The organism is Pseudaminobacter soli (ex Zhang et al. 2022), assembly GCF_014595955.1.
In the GTDB taxonomy this organism is placed as follows: domain Bacteria; phylum Pseudomonadota; class Alphaproteobacteria; order Rhizobiales; family Rhizobiaceae; genus Kumtagia; species Kumtagia pseudosoli.
The window spans coordinates 134472-149661 of sequence record NZ_JABVCF010000013.1 but is presented as its reverse complement, the minus strand read 5'-3'; the positions used below and the strand labels follow the sequence as shown (position 1 = coordinate 149661).

Here is a 15190-nt window from a genome sequence, read left to right as displayed (position 1 = left end):
GCGAAAAGCCGCCTTGCGGCGGCTCAACGGCTTCGGTCGCGGATGCGAAGATTACTTTATCTTCGTTTCCTTGAACTCGACGTGCTTCTTCGCAATCGGGTCGTACTTGCGGAACGAGAGCTTCTCGGTCTTGGTACGGCTGTTCTTGCTGGTCACGTAGAAGAAGCCGGTGTCTGCGGTGGACAGCAGCTTGATCTTGATGTTCGCGGCTTTTGCCATCGTTTTCTTCCGTTCGACTGACTGGGTTTGACCGCCTCGAAGGGCGGCGGCCCCGGCGCGGAAATCAGGCCGGACACATAAAGGTCATGGCCGGAATGTCAAGAGCTGCGGGCCCGCCCGAAGATGCGCCAGCAGGCAACGACGATGTAGAAGACGAACATCGACGCCAGCGCCCAGGCGAAACCCTCCTTGCCGAACATGTCCATGCCCAGCCCGATCGCCTGAGGCCCGATCACCATTCCGAGCCCGTAGCACAGAACGAAGGCGGCGTTGGCGTTTGCAAGCTCATGGCCGGACAGACGCGATCCGAGATGCGCCAGTCCGATCGTGTATAGCGCCGCAACAACGCCGCCCCAGACGAACAGCACCGCTGCCAGCAGATGCCAGTTGTGCGCGATGGATGGAAGAAGCAGCATCCCCATCAGGCCGACGATCGCGCAAACGAGCAGAAGATATCGCCTGTCGCCGATGCGGTCGCTGAGCATGCCGATCGGGATCTGCAGCAGCACGTTGCCCAATCCGATCATGGTGAGCAGCAGGGCGGCATCGCCTTCCGAATAGCCGCTCCGGGACCCGTAGACGGGGAAGAGCGCAAAGCCCCCAGTCTCCACGGCGCCGAACACCAGCACCGCGGCGGTCGCGGTCGGGACCAGCCAGATGTAGCGCAGGAAATGTCCCCCTTCGTCGCCGCTGGGGTGCAGCACCGGGCTCTCGCGCCAGGCGGCGGCGACAGGGATCACCGCAACCATAACCAGCACGAAAACTGTTCCGAACGGCGCGAAGCCGCTGCTGCCGATCTGCGAGAACAGCCAGGGGCCGGCCGCAAAGCCGAGCGAGAGCACGGTTGCGTAGATGCCCAAGACGAAGCCGCGTCGGTGCGGCGGGGCGGAGGAGGAAATCCAGAATTCGGAGAGGATGAAGAGGATGGTCAGCGCAATATGCAGCGCCACGCGCAGCGGGAACCACATCCAGAAGGCGGTCGCGAAGTAGAAGCCCATGAAGGCGAGCGCCCCTACGATGATCATGGCGACCATCGTCCAGACCGTGCCGAAACGCATTGCGAGCGGCGTGGCCATGGGGGCGCCTGCGATCGAGGCAAGCCCGGCGACGGCGGTGTTGAGCCCGATCATGCTCGCCGAATGGCCGCGATTCTCGAGAATGATGCTGAGCAGCGGCATGCCGAGCCCAATGGCGATGCCGACCACGCTGATCGAGGCGATTGCTGCCGTCAGCGCCAGCCAGCGGGTGCCGGCGTGTTCACCTTCAATCTTGTTGCTGGCGACAATGTGAGCGTCGTCTGGCATTTGACTCGAACGGCAGCTTCAAAGTTACAGGACGTGGCGCACGAAGCGGCCCCGTACCATTCGGTAGAATGGTATGGGAGCCCCCGGCACGAGCAGGGGATCGGCCGCGAGGCGCTCGCGAAGTTCGCCCAGGATCGTTCGCGTGATCGCCGGTACGTCGGCTTCAATGGCCTCCTCTATAGGCATCCAGGCCAGTTCCTCGAGTTCTTCTGCCGGCCCTCCTTGCGCGAGCTCTACGGCAACGTCGTGGCGCCAGGCGGCCAGGAAGCGGGTGTCGAACCGGCGCACGCGGCCGGGCGGCGTGATCGCACGGGCGACATAGCGCAGCCCGGAGAGCGAAGGCGCCACGCCATGCTCGACGAAACCTCGCCAGCCTGCCTTTGTCGTCTCGAACGAGGTTCTTCGCCCGATCAACAGACCGGCCTCTTCATAGGTCTCGCGAATGGCGGAAAGCGCGATGGCGCGGGCGCGGGCAGGGGTGGTCCGGCCGGCGGAGAGCTTGGCCGCATCCGAGGGGTGCAAGCCTTCGCTGACCGGCACCCGGGCATCGTCGGGGTCGGTGCGCCCGCCGGGAAACACGAATTTTCCAGGCATGAAGGCATGGCGGGCGTGCCGGCGGCCCAGAAGCACGCGCGTCTCGCCGTCTTCCCGGTCCAGCAGAATCAACGTGGCGGCGTCGCGCGGCCGCAATGGCCCCGCGCCTAAGGCGAAATCCTTCGCGTCCGCTCTGTCCACCTCGCTTCTGGTCATCCCGTCCATTCGGGCTTCCTAATCAGGCAATGTGGCAGATGTACCCGTGAATTTCGGTTACCGGTGCTCGATCTCCGGATGCGAATCGAGCGCGTCGGCACGGCCGCTGAATCCGTGCATGTAGAGCGCCCATTGCAGCCCCACCACCGCACCTTTGACGGGGCGCAGCATTGCCACGCAGAGCACGATCGTCAGCGGTATCCAGATCGCCAGGTGCTGCGGCAGTGACAGCGTCGTCGATTGCTCGACGGTCATGGCGGCGGCGACGATGATATGGCCGAGAATCACGACCACCAGATAGGCCGGCAGGTCGTCGGCGCGATGATGATGCATCGCCTCGCCGCAGACTTCGCAATGGTCGACGATCTTGAGGAAGGATCGGAAGAGCCGGCCCTTGCCGCAGTTCGGGCAGCATCCGAGCATTCCGCGCTTCATCGCGGTCCCTAGCGAGCGCGCAGGACGGCCGGAATGGTGCTCGCCGCCGAAAACTTGTTCTTCCATGATCATCTCCTGCGGCGTTGTCCCGGTTTCGGCGACGATCCGCGCTGGCGCCTCTGCGCCACCTTGGCCTTGTGAAACGAACGCCTCGCGCCCGGCAATGGTTTCGGTTCGCTCAGCATCTCGAAGCGCAGCGCGCCCGCGAGCGGCGCCACTTCCACAAGTTTCACCCTGACCTGGTCTGCCAGTTGGTATCCCGTCCCCGACTGCTGGCCCACGAGGGCCCGTCTCGTCTCGTCGAATACATAGTAGTCGTCCCCGAGAGTCGCCACAGGGATAAAACCGTCCGTGCCATACTGCGGCAATTGGACAAATAGTCCCGCATTGGTGACGCCGGAAACGCGGCCGTCGAACTCTCCGTCGATCTGTTCGGCAAGATGCGCCGCGATCAGGCGATCGACCGTCTCGCGCTCGGCGGCCATCGCCCGCCGCTCGGTAGCGGAGATCAGTTCGGAGATGTCGTCGAGCCGCTCCTCTTCAGTCTGCGTGAGGCCGTCCTTGCCGAGTCGCAGCGCCGAAATCAGCGCGCGGTGGACGATCAGGTCCGCATAGCGGCGGATCGGCGAGGTGAAGTGCGCATAGCGGTGCAGGTTCAGGCCGAAATGGCCGAGATTGTCCGGCGAATAGACCGCCTGGCTCTGCGTGCGCAGTACGATCTCGTTGACCAGCGCTTCATGCTCGCTGTCGCGCACGCGGTCCAGGATATTGTTGAAACTGGAGGTCCTGAGGTCCGCGCCGCGCGCTAGAGAGATGCCGATCGACTTCAGGAACTCGCGCAGCGATTCCTGCTTCACCGGCGACGGCGAGTCGTGGACCCGGTACACCAGCTTCTGCCGCTTGGCCTCCAGGGTCTCGGCGGCAGCCACATTGGCCTGGATCATGAACTCTTCGATGAGCTTGTGCGCCTCGAGGCGCTCCGGGACGATGACGCGGTCGACCGTGCCGTCTGGGCGTAGCAGGATCTTGCGCTCCGGCAGATCCAGTTCGAGCGGCTGGCGCTTCTCGCGCCCCCGGTGAAGCACGTCATAGCCTTGCCATAGCGGCTTCAGCACGCTGTCCAGGATGGGAGCCGTCTTTTCGTCGGCAGCGCCGTCAATCGCCGCCTGCGCTTGGCTGTAGGAGAGGCGCGCAACGGAGCGCATCATGATCCGATGGAAGCTGTGGCGCAGCTTCTGCCCCTCGGCCGAGAACACCATGCGCACCGCGAGTGCTGGCCGGTCGACGCCCTCCTTGAGAGAACAGAGATCGTTGGAGATGCGCTCCGGCAGCATCGGAACGACCCGGTCGGGGAAATAGACCGAGTTGCCCCGGTTCAGCGCCTCGCGGTCGAGCGCGCTGCCCGGCCGCACATAGGAGGCAACGTCCGCGATCGCGACGGTGACGACCACGCCGCCCGAATTGCGGGGATCGTCGTCGCGCGCGGCATGGACCGCGTCGTCATGGTCCTTTGCGTCGGCCGGATCGATTGTGACCAGCGGCAGTTCGCGCCAGTCCTCGTGGCCTTCCATGCCTGCCGGCTGTGCGGCTTCGGCTTCGGCGAGCGCCTCGTTCGGGAAGACGTGCGGGATTCCATGCGCATGGATGGCGATCATCGAGACCGCCTTCTCGGAAGTAAGCGATCCGACGACCGACATAACCTTCGCCTGCGGCAGCCCGTAACGGGTGGAGCGTCCCGTCTCGACCTCCACGAGGTCGCCGTCCCGAGCATCGCCCCTGTGCTCTTCCGCGAGTTCGAATTCAGGCTTGTTGCGCTCCACCGGCACCACCCGCAGGCGGCCGCCGGAGAGTTCGCGCAGCACGCCGAGCGCGAGATTGGCGCGCTTCTCGAACACCTTCATGACGCGGCCGGTATAGGCGACGCCGTGTTCGTCCTTGTTTCGGAAGGTCTTCGCCAGGACCCGGTCGCCGACGCCCGGCGCCGGGCCGCGGGCGTTCTTGGCGGTCCGGATCGCCACCACGATCGGAACCTCCGAGCCGTCATTGCCCTCGGTGGGACGGGCGAGCAGCACGCCGTCGGTATCGCGCGAGAAGATGTCGAGGACCGCGACCGGGGGCAGGGCGCCCCTGCGGCTGACGCGCTTCTTCTTGCGCTCCAGCACTCCTTCGTCCTGCAGTTCAGCGAGCGTGTCCTTCAGCCAGATGCGATCTGAGCTCCTCAGGGAGAAGGCGCGTGCGATCTCGCGCTTGCCGCTGTCGGGGTTCTCCTCGATATAGGCGAGCAATTGGTCGCGGGTTGGGCGGTAGTCGCCTGCGGTTCTGGGGTGCGCGCCGGGTCCGTAAGCCGGAGCCTTGCCTCGTTCATCCCTCTCGGAACCCGATCTGCGCGCCAAAGGACGTCATTCCTTCTTCTTTTGCGACGCCGGCTTCTTGGCCTTGGCCGAAGCTGCCTTCGCCTTCGCGGCAGGCTTTCTGGCCGACGCCTTCTTGCCTCCGCCTGTCTTGGCCTCGCGCTCCGCGACCAGGGCGAGCCCTTCCTCGAGCGTGACGGAGGCCGGGTCCTTGCCCTTCGGGATCGTGGCATTGACCTTGCCCCAGTTCACATAAGGGCCGTAGCGGCCGTCGCGGACCGTCACCGCGCCGCCGTCCGGATGGTCCCCGAGCGTCTTCAACGCCGCCGGCGTACCGCCGCGTGCACCTCTACCCTTGGTCTGCTTCTCCGCGATGACGGAGACCGCGCGATTGAGGCCGATCGAGAACACGTCCTCAATACTCTCCAGATTTGCGTAGGTTCCGTCGTGCAGCAGGAACGGACCATAGCGGCCGAGGCCCGCGGAGATCATCTTGCCGCTCTCGGGGTGCTTGCCGACGTCGCGTGGGAGGGAAAGCAGCGCCAGCGCCTTCTCGTGGTCGATCGTGTCGGCGGTCCAGCCCTTGGGCAGGCTCGAGCGCTTGGCCTCCTTGCCTTCGCCCCGCTGCACATACGGGCCGAAGCGACCGTTGCGCAGCGTGATCTCTTCAGCCGTGTAGGGGTCGTTGCCGAGCACCTTCGTGCCGTCTTCCGCGGCACCGGCCTCGCCGTCGCCGTTCGCCTCGCCGAGTTGGCGCGTATAGCCGCATTCGGGATAGTTCGAGCAGCCGATGAAGGCGCCGAACTTGCCAAGCTTGAGCGACAGCGTACCCGATCCGCATTTGGGGCAGGCGCGCGGGCTCGACCCGTCCCCGCGCGGCGGGAAGATCAGCGGCGCAAGCTCCTCGTTCAGCGCGTCCAGCACGTCGCCGACCCGCAGATCCTTGATCTCGTCGATTGCAGCCGAGAAATCGCGCCAGAAATCCCGCAGGACGTCCTTCCACACGAGCTTGCCGTCGGAGATCTCGTCGAGTTTCTCCTCGAGGTCGGCGGTGAAGTCGTACTCGACATATTTGGCGAAGAAGCTTTCCAGGAACGCCGCCAGCAGCCGGCCCTTCGACTGCGGGATCAGCCTGCGCTTGTCGATGGTGACGTAGTCGCGGTCCTCGAGCGTCTTCAGGATGGCCGTGTAGGTGGAAGGACGGCCGATGCCGAGCTCTTCCATCTTCTTGATCAGCGAAGCCTCGGAATAGCGCGGCGGCGGCTCGGTGGAATGCTGGGTCGCCTGGATCGATTTGCGATCGAGTGCCTCGCCGGCGCGGATTTCAGGCAGCCGGCCACCTTCCTCGTCGTCGGTCGCATCCTCGTCCTTCTGGTCGGTATAAGCGGCGATGAAGCCGTCGAAGCGGATCACCGAGCCGACCGCGCGCAAAGTTGCCGTCCGGCTGCCGTTGACCGCCTCGATCTCGACGGTCGTGCGCTCGATCTCCGCAGGTTGCATCTGGCTGGCGATGGCGCGCCTCCAGATCATCTCGTAGAGCCTGAACTGGTCGGCATCGAGATATTGGCGCACCGAAGCCGGCGTGCGCGAGAAGTCCGTCGGGCGGATCGCCTCGTGCGCCTCCTGCGCATTCTTGGCCTTGGTCGAGTAGAAGCGCGGCTTTTCTGGCAGGTAGCGGTCGCCGAATTCCTTGGAGATCGCCGATCGCGCGGCGCTCAGCGCCTCCGGCGCCATCTGCACGCCGTCGGTTCGCATGTAGGTGATCAGGCCGGCCGTCTCGCCGCCGATGTCCAGCCCTTCGTAGAGCCGCTGAGCGACCTGCATGGTTCGGACCGCCGGGAAGCCGAGCCGCGACGAAGCCGCCTGCTGCAAGGTGGAGGTGGTGAAGGGCGGCGCCGGATTGCGCTTGGTGGGCTTGGCGTCGACGGAGAGCGCGCGGAAGCTGGCGCCTTCCAGCATTACCTTGATGTTGTCCGCCATCTCCTTGTTGGCGATGTCGAGCTTCTGCAGTTTCTTGCCTTCGAAGCCCGTCAGCCGCGCCTCGAACGTGTCGGCCCGTGGCGTGCTCAACGTGGCGGCGATCTGCCAGTATTCCTGGCGGACAAAGCGCTCGATCTCGGCTTCGCGGTCGCAGACGAGCCGCAGCGCCACCGACTGGACGCGCCCTGCCGAGCGCGCCCCAGGCAGCTTGCGCCACAGCACCGGCGAAAGCGTGAAGCCGACCAGGTAGTCGAGCGCACGGCGCGCCAGATAGGCCTCCACCAGCGGCGCATCGATCTGACGGGGATTGGCCATCGCGTCGAGGACAGACTGCTTGGTAATGGCGTTGAACACGACGCGGCTGACCGGCTTATCCTTCAGCGCGCGTTTCTGCTGCAGCACCTCCAGGACGTGCCAGGAAATCGCCTCGCCCTCGCGATCCGGGTCGGTCGCCAGGATCAGGCCGTCGGCTTCCTTGACCGCCTTGGCGATTTCGCTGAGCCGCTTGGAGGAGGGGCCGTCGACCTCCCAGGACATGGCGAAGTCTTCATCCGGGCGAACCGATCCGTCCTTGGCCGGCAGATCGCGGACATGGCCGTAGGAGGCCAGCACCTTGTAGTTGCGGCCGAGATACTTGTTGATGGTCTTTGCCTTCGCAGGCGATTCAACGACGACGACGTCCATTGATGTCCATTTGTGCGCTTGGCGAGTGGGGCCGCGGTTAGGCGAAAGCCGTTCGCGGTAGAGTCGGGTCCGTCACATGGCTGTGGAAAGCGGTCAGGTCAAGGGTGGACCCCATCTGGCGTTGAGGTGGCACCTGCTACAACCAAGGGGATAGGCGAGGATTTCTTGCAATCCTAGGTTATTATGATATGAAAACCACGTCTGCCGATTGCATACATTGGTAGGCGAATTTCGCCGGCAGCGTGCACTGGCGCGTCTCCGGCCAGCCTGATCGGGGGACCGATGCCACCTCATGCCGGTCGCACGGAAACGCTGGACTATATCCAGACGATGTTGGGGCAACTTCGCACCATGGCCAGGGCCCAACGCTGCGACATGCTCGCCTACCTGATCGAGATGGCCTATCTGGAGGTGCATGACATCATCCAAGGCGACTCGCCGCTAAGTGTCCGGAAAGAGAAGCGAGACAGCGCCTCCTGAGTGGCGCTCCAGCCGTCCGGCGAGATCGAGTTCAAGAAGGAGCATGAACACCTGCGCCGGGTGCAGGCCGGTGTGGCGGATGATCTCGTCGACCCCGCAGGGAACCGGGCTAAGCGCCTCCAGCATCTTGGCGCGGTCGGAATCGGCAGACGGCGGTGCTTCCGAGAAGTCGGGCGGCTCCTCTGCGGCGAGATTGGTCGGGGCAGGGGTCCGGGCGAGGGGCGCCAACGCTGCCAATATGTCGTCGGGCTCCGTGACGAGTATTGCGCCGTCCTTGAGCAGCCGGTTCGTGCCTTCCGCGCGCGGGTCGAGCGGAGACCCTGGCACGGCGAACACGATTCGCCCCATTTCTCCCGCCAGCCGGGCGCTGATCAGCGAACCGGAGCGGCGCGCCGCCTCGACCACGACGAGGCCGAGCGACATGCCTGCGACGATCCGGTTGCGGCGGGGAAAATCCTGGGCTCGTGGCTCCCAGCCGAATGGCATTTCCGAGACGATCGCGCCGGTCTTCGTGATGCTTTCGCAGAGATTGAGGTTCTCAGGAGGGTAGGGCCGGTCAAGTCCGCCGGCGAACACGCCCACCGTCCCGGTATCGAGACTGCCGTCATGTGCAGCCGTATCGATGCCCCGTGCCAGGCCCGACACGACAGCATAGCCTTCCTTGCCGAGTGCGGTCGCGAGCCTGCGCGCCATCTTCATCCCGGCCAGCGAGGCGTTCCGCGCGCCGACGATCGCGACCGTCGGAAGCGAGAACACCGCAGCATTGCCCTTGACGGCAATAAGCGGCGGAGGAGCCTCCATGCGCCGCAGCAGCGGCGGATAGTCCGCCTCGCCGATCCCGACGAAGCGGGCGCCCGCCCGGGCCGCCGTCTCCATCTCGGCTTGAGCCGCCGCGACCGACGGCACGCGCGGCGCGCGCTGCGAACCCGCATTGCGCAGCAGTTCAGGCAGCCGTTCGATGGCCACCTCCGCCGACCCGAAGCGGTTGATCAGATCGCGGAACGTGGCGGGCCCGACGTTCGGAGTGCGGATCAGTCTCAGCCATGCGAGCCGCTGCCGTTCGGACAGGCGCGGCCCGGCTTCGCTCATCCCTTGGACCCTATCCTGGACTCTGTCCCGGCGAGCAGCCGCGCAATGTTGGCGCGGTGCTTGATCCAGGCGATCACCGACATAACGACAAGGACCGCCGCGATCTCAGTGCTTCCCGTGGCCCACAGGAACACGGGTACGGCGATCGTCGCTACCAGCGCGGACAGGGACGAATAGCGTGTGAGAAGGGCGACGACGATCCAGACGCCGGCGAACACCAGTGCCGCCTGCCAGGCAAGCCCGAGCAGGACGCCGATGTAGGTCGCCACGCCCTTGCCGCCCTTGAAACCCAGCCAGACCGGGAAGATGTGGCCGATGAAGGCAGCGAAGCCGGCCGCCATGCCGGCCTCGAGGCCGAACCGGCCGGCGATCAGGGCCGCTGCGGTGCCCTTCAATGCGTCGAGCAGCAGCGTGAGAGCGGCGAGGCTCTTCCTGCCTGTCCGCAAGACGTTGGTGGCGCCGATATTGCCCGAGCCGATGTTGCGCACGTCACCCAGGCCGGCGGCGCGCGTGATCAGCAGGCCGAAGGGAATCGACCCCAGCAGATATCCGAACGCCAGCGCGGCGATGATGTTGAGCGTCATGACCCCTCGGCTCGTTGGCCGGCCCCGCCGGACTATGCCTGAAAAACCGTCCTGCCGGCAACCAGCGTACGCTTCACCCGGCCCTGCAAGCGCGCACCTTCGAAGCAGGTGTTCTTCGAGCGCGACAGAATCTCGTCCTCGCGCACGATCCAGGGCTCGTCGAGATCGACCACCGCGAGATCGGCAGGGGCGCCCGGCCGCAGGGTGCCGCCGGGGAGCCCGAACCGTTTGGCCGGTGCCGTGGAGAGCGCCTCGATCAGCCGCATCAGCGGAACGTCGCCGTTGTGGTGGAGCCTGAGCGCGGCGGCAAGCAGCGTCTCCAGGCCGATTGCGCCGTCGGCGGCGTCGGCGAAGGGCAGGCGCTTGGTGTCCACGTCCTGCGGGTCGTGCGAGGAGACGATGAGGTCGATCGTGCCGTCGCGCAGAGCCTCGACCATCGCCAGCCGGTCCTCCTCGGAGCGCAGCGGCGGCGAAAGACGGAAGAAGGTGCGGTACTCGCCGATGTCGTTCTCATTGAGCGACAGGTTGTTGATCGAGACGCCGGCGGTCACGTCCGCACCGCCCGACTTGGCGCGAGCCACCGCTGCGGCGGAGAGCGCCGTCGAGATCTTGGCGGCGTGATAGCGGCTGCCGGTCAGCCGGGCGAGCGAGAGGTCGCGCTCGAGCGGGATCAGTTCGGCTTCGCGTGGAATCCCCGGTAGGCCGAGCCAACTGGCGAACAGGCCTTCGTTCATCACGCCGCCGGCCGCGAGGTCTGCGTCGAGCGTCTCGTGCGCGACCACCGCACCGAAGTCGCGCGCGTAGGTTAGGGCGCGGCGCATCACCAGCGAGCTTGCGATCGACCGCCGTCCATCGGTGAAGGCGACCGCGCCGGCTTCGCGCAGCAGGCCGAACTCCGTCATCTCGCGCCCCTCCAGCGCTTTGGTGATCGCGGCAGCCGGATAGACGTTCACGGCGGCGGTCTCCCGCGCGGTGCGCAGCACGAATTCGACCAGCGCGATGTCGTCAATAACCGGGTCCGTATCCGGCATCATGATGAAGGAGGTCACGCCGCCCGCAACTGCGGCGCGGCTGGCCGAAGCGATCGTCTCGCGGTGTTCTGCGCCCGGTTCACCGACGAACACCCTGGCATCCACGAGGCCAGGCGTGATCGCCATTCCCGTGCAGTCCACGACCTCCGCTCCGCCGGGCGTGCCCTGGTTCAGCGCCGAAGCGCCCGCCGCTGCGATGCGCCCGTCCTGGACGACGACGCTGCCAATTTCATCGAGATTGCGCGAGGGGTCGACGATGCGGGCGTTGGTGAAGACGGTGGTGCTCATGCTGCCGCCCCCTCCGGGTTGCGGCGCGGGTCGAGCAGCGCCTCCATCACCGCCATGCGGACCGCGACGCCCATCTCCACCTGTTCCTGGATCACGCTCTGCGGCCCGTCGGCGATGCCTGAAGCTATCTCCACGCCGCGGTTCATCGGCCCGGGATGCATCACCAGCGCGTCCTCCTTGGCCTCCTTCAGTTTCTCGGCGTCGAGCCCGTAGTAGCGGAAGTACTCGCGCGTCGACGGTACGAAGGCGCCAGCCATGCGCTCGCGCTGCAGGCGCAGCATCATCACCACGTCGGCGCCCCGCAGAGCGTCCCGCATCGTCGGGCACACCTCGACCGACATGCGCTCGATGCCGGACGGCAGCAGCGTGGAAGGCGCCGCCACCCGGACGAACGCGCCCATGGCGTTGAGAAGCAGGATGTTGGAGCGCGCCACCCGTGAGTGCAGAATGTCGCCGCAGATCGCCACAGTCAGCCCGGCTAGGCGACCCTTGGCGCGGCGGATGGTGAGCGCGTCGAGCAGGGCCTGGGTCGGATGCTCGTGCGCGCCGTCGCCGGCATTGACGACCGAGCAGCCGACCTTTTGCGCGAGCAGGGCGGCCGCGCCGGCCGAGGCATGCCGGATGATCAGGATGTCCGGCCGCATCGCGTTGAGGGTGATGGCTGTGTCAATCAGCGTCTCGCCCTTCTTCACCGAGGAGGAGGCGACGCTCATGTTCATGACGTCGGCGCCGAGCCTTTTTCCGGCGAGCTCGAACGAGGATTGGGTGCGGGTGGACGCCTCGTAGAAGAGGTTGATCTGCGTGCGCCCGCGCAGCGTCGAGGTCTTCTTCTCGTTGCGCCGCGAGATGGCGACCGCCGCGTCGGCGCGGTCGAGGAGCAACGCGATGTCGAAAGGAGAAAGATCGCGAATGCCGAGCAGATGGCGGTGGGGTAAAAGTGGCTGAGCGTCGGTCATCTCAAGCGGCTGCTATAGGCCCCCAGCCCTGCTGCCGCAAGAAGAGCGACGGCTTCTTCCCCATGGTTCGCGGCCTCCTCGCGGGCAACCGGGAATCGAATTGCCCAATCGCCGCAGAGTTCCATTTTCATCGCGCATGCCGCTATGCTTCGGCTATAAGCTGTCGTGAGCGTCGCGGGTCGAGCGGCGCGTTGGCGGGAGCGGGAATTCCGACGTGACGCACGAGGTTACAAATCAGCCGCCGCCGCTGACCGGCACCAACGCCTGGCGCGGCGATCCGCTGCTGGTGCAGATCGGCGAGGAGTTTTCCGAGCCCGTCCGCAAGGAACTCGACGCCCACGGCCGCTTCGTTCTGAGCCAGGAGGCTCAGGACCTCGCCCGCCTCGCCAACACCGAGACGCCGAAGCTCAGGACCCATGATCGCCAGGGCCGGCGCATCGACCTAGTCGAGTATCATCCGGCCTATCACGCGCTGATGCGCCGCGGCGTCGCCAACGGGCTCCATTCCTCGATCTGGGAGAACAGCCCGCAGGAGGCCGGCCGCCGGCATCAGGTTCGCGCCGCGCGCTTCTACCTGACGGCCGAACTCGAAGCCGGGCACCTTTGCCCGCTGACGATGACCAGCGCCTCGCTCGCGGCGCTGATGGCCAACACGAAGCTCTTCCGCGAATGGGCGCCGCGCATTACCTCGCGCAAATACGACCAGTCCCAAAAACCGCCCGTTCAGAAATCCGGCCTCACGCTCGGCATGGGCATGACCGAGAAGCAGGGCGGAACCGACGTTCGCGCCAACACCACGCGGGCCGAGCGGGCAGGAGGCGGCTTCTACCGCATCACCGGCCACAAATGGTTCATGTCGGCGCCGATGTCGGACGCCTTCCTCGTACTCGCGGTGGCGGGGGAGGGGCTCACCTGCTTCCTCGTGCCGCGCATTCTGGGCGACGGCACCGGCAACGGTTTCCGGTTCCAGCGGCTGAAGGACAAGCTCGGCAACCGCTCGAACGCCTCCTCGGAGGTCGAGTTCGAGGCCTCGATCGGCGAGCCGGTCGGCGATCTCGGGGCGGGCATCCGCACCATCATGGACATGGTGACGCTGACGCGGCTGGACTGCGCGGTTGCCTCCGCGGCGCTCATGCGCGCTGGGCTTGCTGAAGCCGTACACCATTGCCGTCACCGCCAGGTGTTCGGCTCCAGCCTGATCGAGAAGCCGCTGATGCAGCGGGTACTCGCGGACATGGCGCTGGACGTGGCCGGAGCGACGGCGCTCGCATTCCGCCTCGCCCGTTCCTTCGACGAAGCCGCTAATAGTCGTGCGGAAGCTGCCTTCGCCCGCGTGATGACCCCGGTGGTGAAATACTGGGTGTGTAAGGTGGCGCCCACGCTGCTCGCCGAGGCGATGGAGTGCATGGGTGGCAACGGCTACGTTGAGGAGGGGCCGCTCGCCAGATACTATCGCGAAGCCCCGGTCAACGCGATCTGGGAAGGGTCCGGCAACGTGATGGCGCTCGACGTGCTTCGCGTACTCAGCAAGGGGCCGGCGCTGTTCGACGATGTGCTCGAGCTTCTTTCACGTGACCTCGGCGCAAGCGGCGCGGGTACGGCCAGCGTGCTGCGGGCTGCCATGCAGGTCGCAAGCTCCGACGAGGGCTCCGCCCGAGTGCTCACCGAGCAGCTGGCGCTGTCGGCCGCGGCCGCCGAACTGCGGCGCCTGGGTGCAGGCCGCATAGCGGATGCATTCGTCGAGACGCGGCTCGCCGGGCAGTGGCGCTCGACCTATGGCATCCTCGCCCCGCGCCACGACCCGGTGCTGATCCTGGACACGCTCTACCCAGCTGCTTGAGCGCAGCAGCTGAAGCTGCCGGTCTCTGAGATGTCCGGCAGGACAGGGCCGAAAGAACACCACGGCCCCGCTAACTCAGCCTTTTCCCCTCGCCATCGAACCAGTGCATTTTTTCGGGCGCGATCGTGACGGCAAGGCGGGCTCCGGGCTCGACCGTAGTCCGACCGGACGCGCGCAGGATGAGGCGGTTGTCGGCGTGACGGCAATAGAGGAAGCTCTCGGCGCCGACTGGTTCGACACCCTCCACCTCGGCGGCAAGCGATAGCTGGGATTGCTCACTGTGGTCGGAGAAGGTGCCGTCCTCCGGCCGGAAGCCAAGCGTCGCCGCACCGGCCGGAGCGGCGCTCGTGATGGAGGAGGGCAGGGCCGCCACGGGCAGCAGGTTCATCGGAGGCGCGCCGATGAAGCTCGCCACAAAGGTGGTTTCCGGTCTCTCATAGACGTCCAGCGGCGCGCCGATCTGCTCCACCACGCCCGCATTCATGACAACAAGCACGTCGGCCAGCGTCATCGCCTCGAGCTGGTCATGCGTGACGTAGACGCTGGTGACGCCGAGCGCGCGCTGCAGGTTCTTGATCTCGACGCGCATCTGCCCGCGCAGTTTTGCGTCGAGATTTGAAAGCGGCTCGTCGAAGAGGAAGACTTTTGGGTTGCGCACGATCGCCCGACCCATCGCGACGCGCTGGCGCTGGCCGCCGGAAAGTTCGCGCGGCTGCCTTTTTAAGAGATGGTCGAGTTCCAGCGTTTTGGCGGTCGCGCGCACGCGACGGTCGATCTCGTCCCGCGGCGTACCGCGGTTGCGTAAGCCGTAGGCCATGTTGTCGTAGACGCTCATGTGCGGATAGAGCGCGTAGTTCTGGAATACCATGGCAATGTCGCGCTCGGCCGGCCCGATCGCGTTCACGACCTTGCCTTCGATGGCGATGGCGCCGTCCGTGATCGCCTCCAGGCCTGCTATCATGCGCAGCAGGGTGGATTTTCCGCAGCCGGACGGGCCGACGAGCACGCAGAGTGCCTTGTCGTGAATGGCGATCGATACGCCTTTCACCGCCTCGACGCCGCTCGGATAGGTCTTGCGCACGTCCTTCAGATCGACAGTGGCCATTATCTATGTCCGTTATTCGTGGGTGATGGGTCGTCGGTCGCGAACGCGCAGGCGGCGAGGGCACGACCGACGACCCACGAAAAACGACCGACGC

The 15190-nt window shown here is 66.0% G+C and carries 13 protein-coding genes; 2 read left to right on the top strand and 11 right to left on the bottom strand.

Translation table 11 applies throughout. From position 1 onward, the window contains the following. Window positions 1-51: 51 nt before the first annotated feature. The 6 genes from rpmG to topA form a co-directional block, all read right to left on the bottom strand. The gene (gene rpmG, locus HUI96_RS22510; protein ID WP_188256947.1) at window positions 52-219 is read right to left on the bottom strand and encodes a 50S ribosomal protein L33; all 168 of its coding nucleotides are present in this window, start codon (window positions 217-219) and stop codon (window positions 52-54) included. Window positions 220-317: 98 nt separating this feature from the next. Continuing rightward, window positions 318-1523 carry an MFS transporter gene (locus HUI96_RS22505; RefSeq protein ID WP_188256946.1) on the bottom strand — a complete coding sequence of 402 codons (1206 nt, stop codon included), beginning with the start codon at window positions 1521-1523 and terminating at the stop codon, window positions 318-320. A gap of 24 nt (window positions 1524-1547) precedes the next feature. Further along, window positions 1548-2282 (bottom strand): NUDIX hydrolase, encoded by a 735-nt coding sequence (locus HUI96_RS22500; RefSeq protein ID WP_188256945.1) that lies wholly within the window; start codon window positions 2280-2282, stop codon window positions 1548-1550. 48 nt (window positions 2283-2330) lie between these two features. Then, window positions 2331-2774 (bottom strand): DUF983 domain-containing protein, encoded by a 444-nt coding sequence (locus HUI96_RS22495; RefSeq protein ID WP_188256944.1) that lies wholly within the window; start codon window positions 2772-2774, stop codon window positions 2331-2333. A 2-nt stretch (window positions 2775-2776) separates the two neighbouring features. Then, window positions 2777-5101: a ribonuclease R gene (rnr, locus tag HUI96_RS22490; protein WP_188256943.1), complete on the bottom strand. Its 2325-nt coding sequence runs from the start codon at window positions 5099-5101 to the stop codon at window positions 2777-2779. Between the two features lie 6 nt (window positions 5102-5107). Then, entirely contained in the window at window positions 5108-7723 is a 2616-nt protein-coding gene (gene topA, locus HUI96_RS22485; protein ID WP_188256942.1) for a type I DNA topoisomerase, read from the bottom strand. 282 nt (window positions 7724-8005) lie between these two features. Here topA and HUI96_RS29125 point away from each other — a divergent pair, with 282 nt between their 5' ends. Beyond that, window positions 8006-8203, top strand: coding sequence for a hypothetical protein (locus tag HUI96_RS29125; RefSeq protein WP_210320282.1), 198 nt, complete (start codon window positions 8006-8008; stop codon window positions 8201-8203). Here the strand turns inward: HUI96_RS29125 and dprA are convergent. The 4 genes from dprA to HUI96_RS22465 are packed head-to-tail and all read right to left on the bottom strand — an operon-like array spanning window position 8165 to window position 12151. Beyond that, entirely contained in the window at window positions 8165-9292 is a 1128-nt protein-coding gene (gene dprA, locus HUI96_RS22480; protein ID WP_188256941.1) for a DNA-processing protein DprA, read from the bottom strand. The genes HUI96_RS29125 and dprA overlap by 39 nt on opposite strands. After that, window positions 9289-9876, bottom strand: coding sequence for a glycerol-3-phosphate 1-O-acyltransferase PlsY (gene plsY, locus HUI96_RS22475; protein WP_188256940.1), 588 nt, complete (start codon window positions 9874-9876; stop codon window positions 9289-9291). The genes dprA and plsY overlap by 4 nt, the downstream gene beginning before the upstream one ends. 32 nt (window positions 9877-9908) lie before the next feature. After that, complete coding sequence (locus HUI96_RS22470) at window positions 9909-11195, bottom strand: dihydroorotase (protein WP_188256939.1); 1287 nt, start codon at window positions 11193-11195, stop codon at window positions 9909-9911. Then, complete coding sequence (locus HUI96_RS22465) at window positions 11192-12151, bottom strand: aspartate carbamoyltransferase catalytic subunit (protein ID WP_188256938.1); 960 nt, start codon at window positions 12149-12151, stop codon at window positions 11192-11194. The genes HUI96_RS22470 and HUI96_RS22465 overlap by 4 nt, the downstream gene beginning before the upstream one ends. A 214-nt stretch (window positions 12152-12365) precedes the next feature. On the opposite strand from HUI96_RS22465, the gene HUI96_RS22460 reads away from it, so the two are divergent. Next, window positions 12366-13991: an acyl-CoA dehydrogenase family protein gene (locus HUI96_RS22460; RefSeq protein ID WP_188256937.1), complete on the top strand. Its 1626-nt coding sequence runs from the start codon at window positions 12366-12368 to the stop codon at window positions 13989-13991. A 70-nt stretch (window positions 13992-14061) separates the two neighbouring features. Here HUI96_RS22460 and ugpC read toward each other — a convergent pair whose 3' ends face one another. Further along, on the bottom strand, window positions 14062-15096 hold the full coding sequence (ugpC, locus tag HUI96_RS22455) for a sn-glycerol-3-phosphate ABC transporter ATP-binding protein UgpC (RefSeq protein WP_188256936.1): 1035 nt from the start codon (window positions 15094-15096) through the stop codon (window positions 14062-14064). Window positions 15097-15190 lie beyond the last annotated feature (94 nt).

Coding starts and splice junctions, on each gene's coding strand:
- HUI96_RS29125 (WP_210320282.1), top strand. CDS start 8,006: ATGCCACCTCATGCCGGTCGCACGGAAACGCTGGACTATATCCAGACG.
- topA (WP_188256942.1), bottom strand. CDS start 7,723: ATGGACGTCGTCGTCGTTGAATCGCCTGCGAAGGCAAAGACCATCAAC.
- HUI96_RS22505 (WP_188256946.1), bottom strand. CDS start 1,523: ATGCCAGACGACGCTCACATTGTCGCCAGCAACAAGATTGAAGGTGAA.
- plsY (WP_188256940.1), bottom strand. CDS start 9,876: ATGACGCTCAACATCATCGCCGCGCTGGCGTTCGGATATCTGCTGGGG.
- HUI96_RS22470 (WP_188256939.1), bottom strand. CDS start 11,195: ATGAGCACCACCGTCTTCACCAACGCCCGCATCGTCGACCCCTCGCGC.
- rpmG (WP_188256947.1), bottom strand. CDS start 219: ATGGCAAAAGCCGCGAACATCAAGATCAAGCTGCTGTCCACCGCAGAC.
- HUI96_RS22465 (WP_188256938.1), bottom strand. CDS start 12,151: ATGACCGACGCTCAGCCACTTTTACCCCACCGCCATCTGCTCGGCATT.
- dprA (WP_188256941.1), bottom strand. CDS start 9,292: ATGAGCGAAGCCGGGCCGCGCCTGTCCGAACGGCAGCGGCTCGCATGG.
- HUI96_RS22500 (WP_188256945.1), bottom strand. CDS start 2,282: ATGGACGGGATGACCAGAAGCGAGGTGGACAGAGCGGACGCGAAGGAT.
- ugpC (WP_188256936.1), bottom strand. CDS start 15,096: ATGGCCACTGTCGATCTGAAGGACGTGCGCAAGACCTATCCGAGCGGC.
- HUI96_RS22495 (WP_188256944.1), bottom strand. CDS start 2,774: ATGGAAGAACAAGTTTTCGGCGGCGAGCACCATTCCGGCCGTCCTGCG.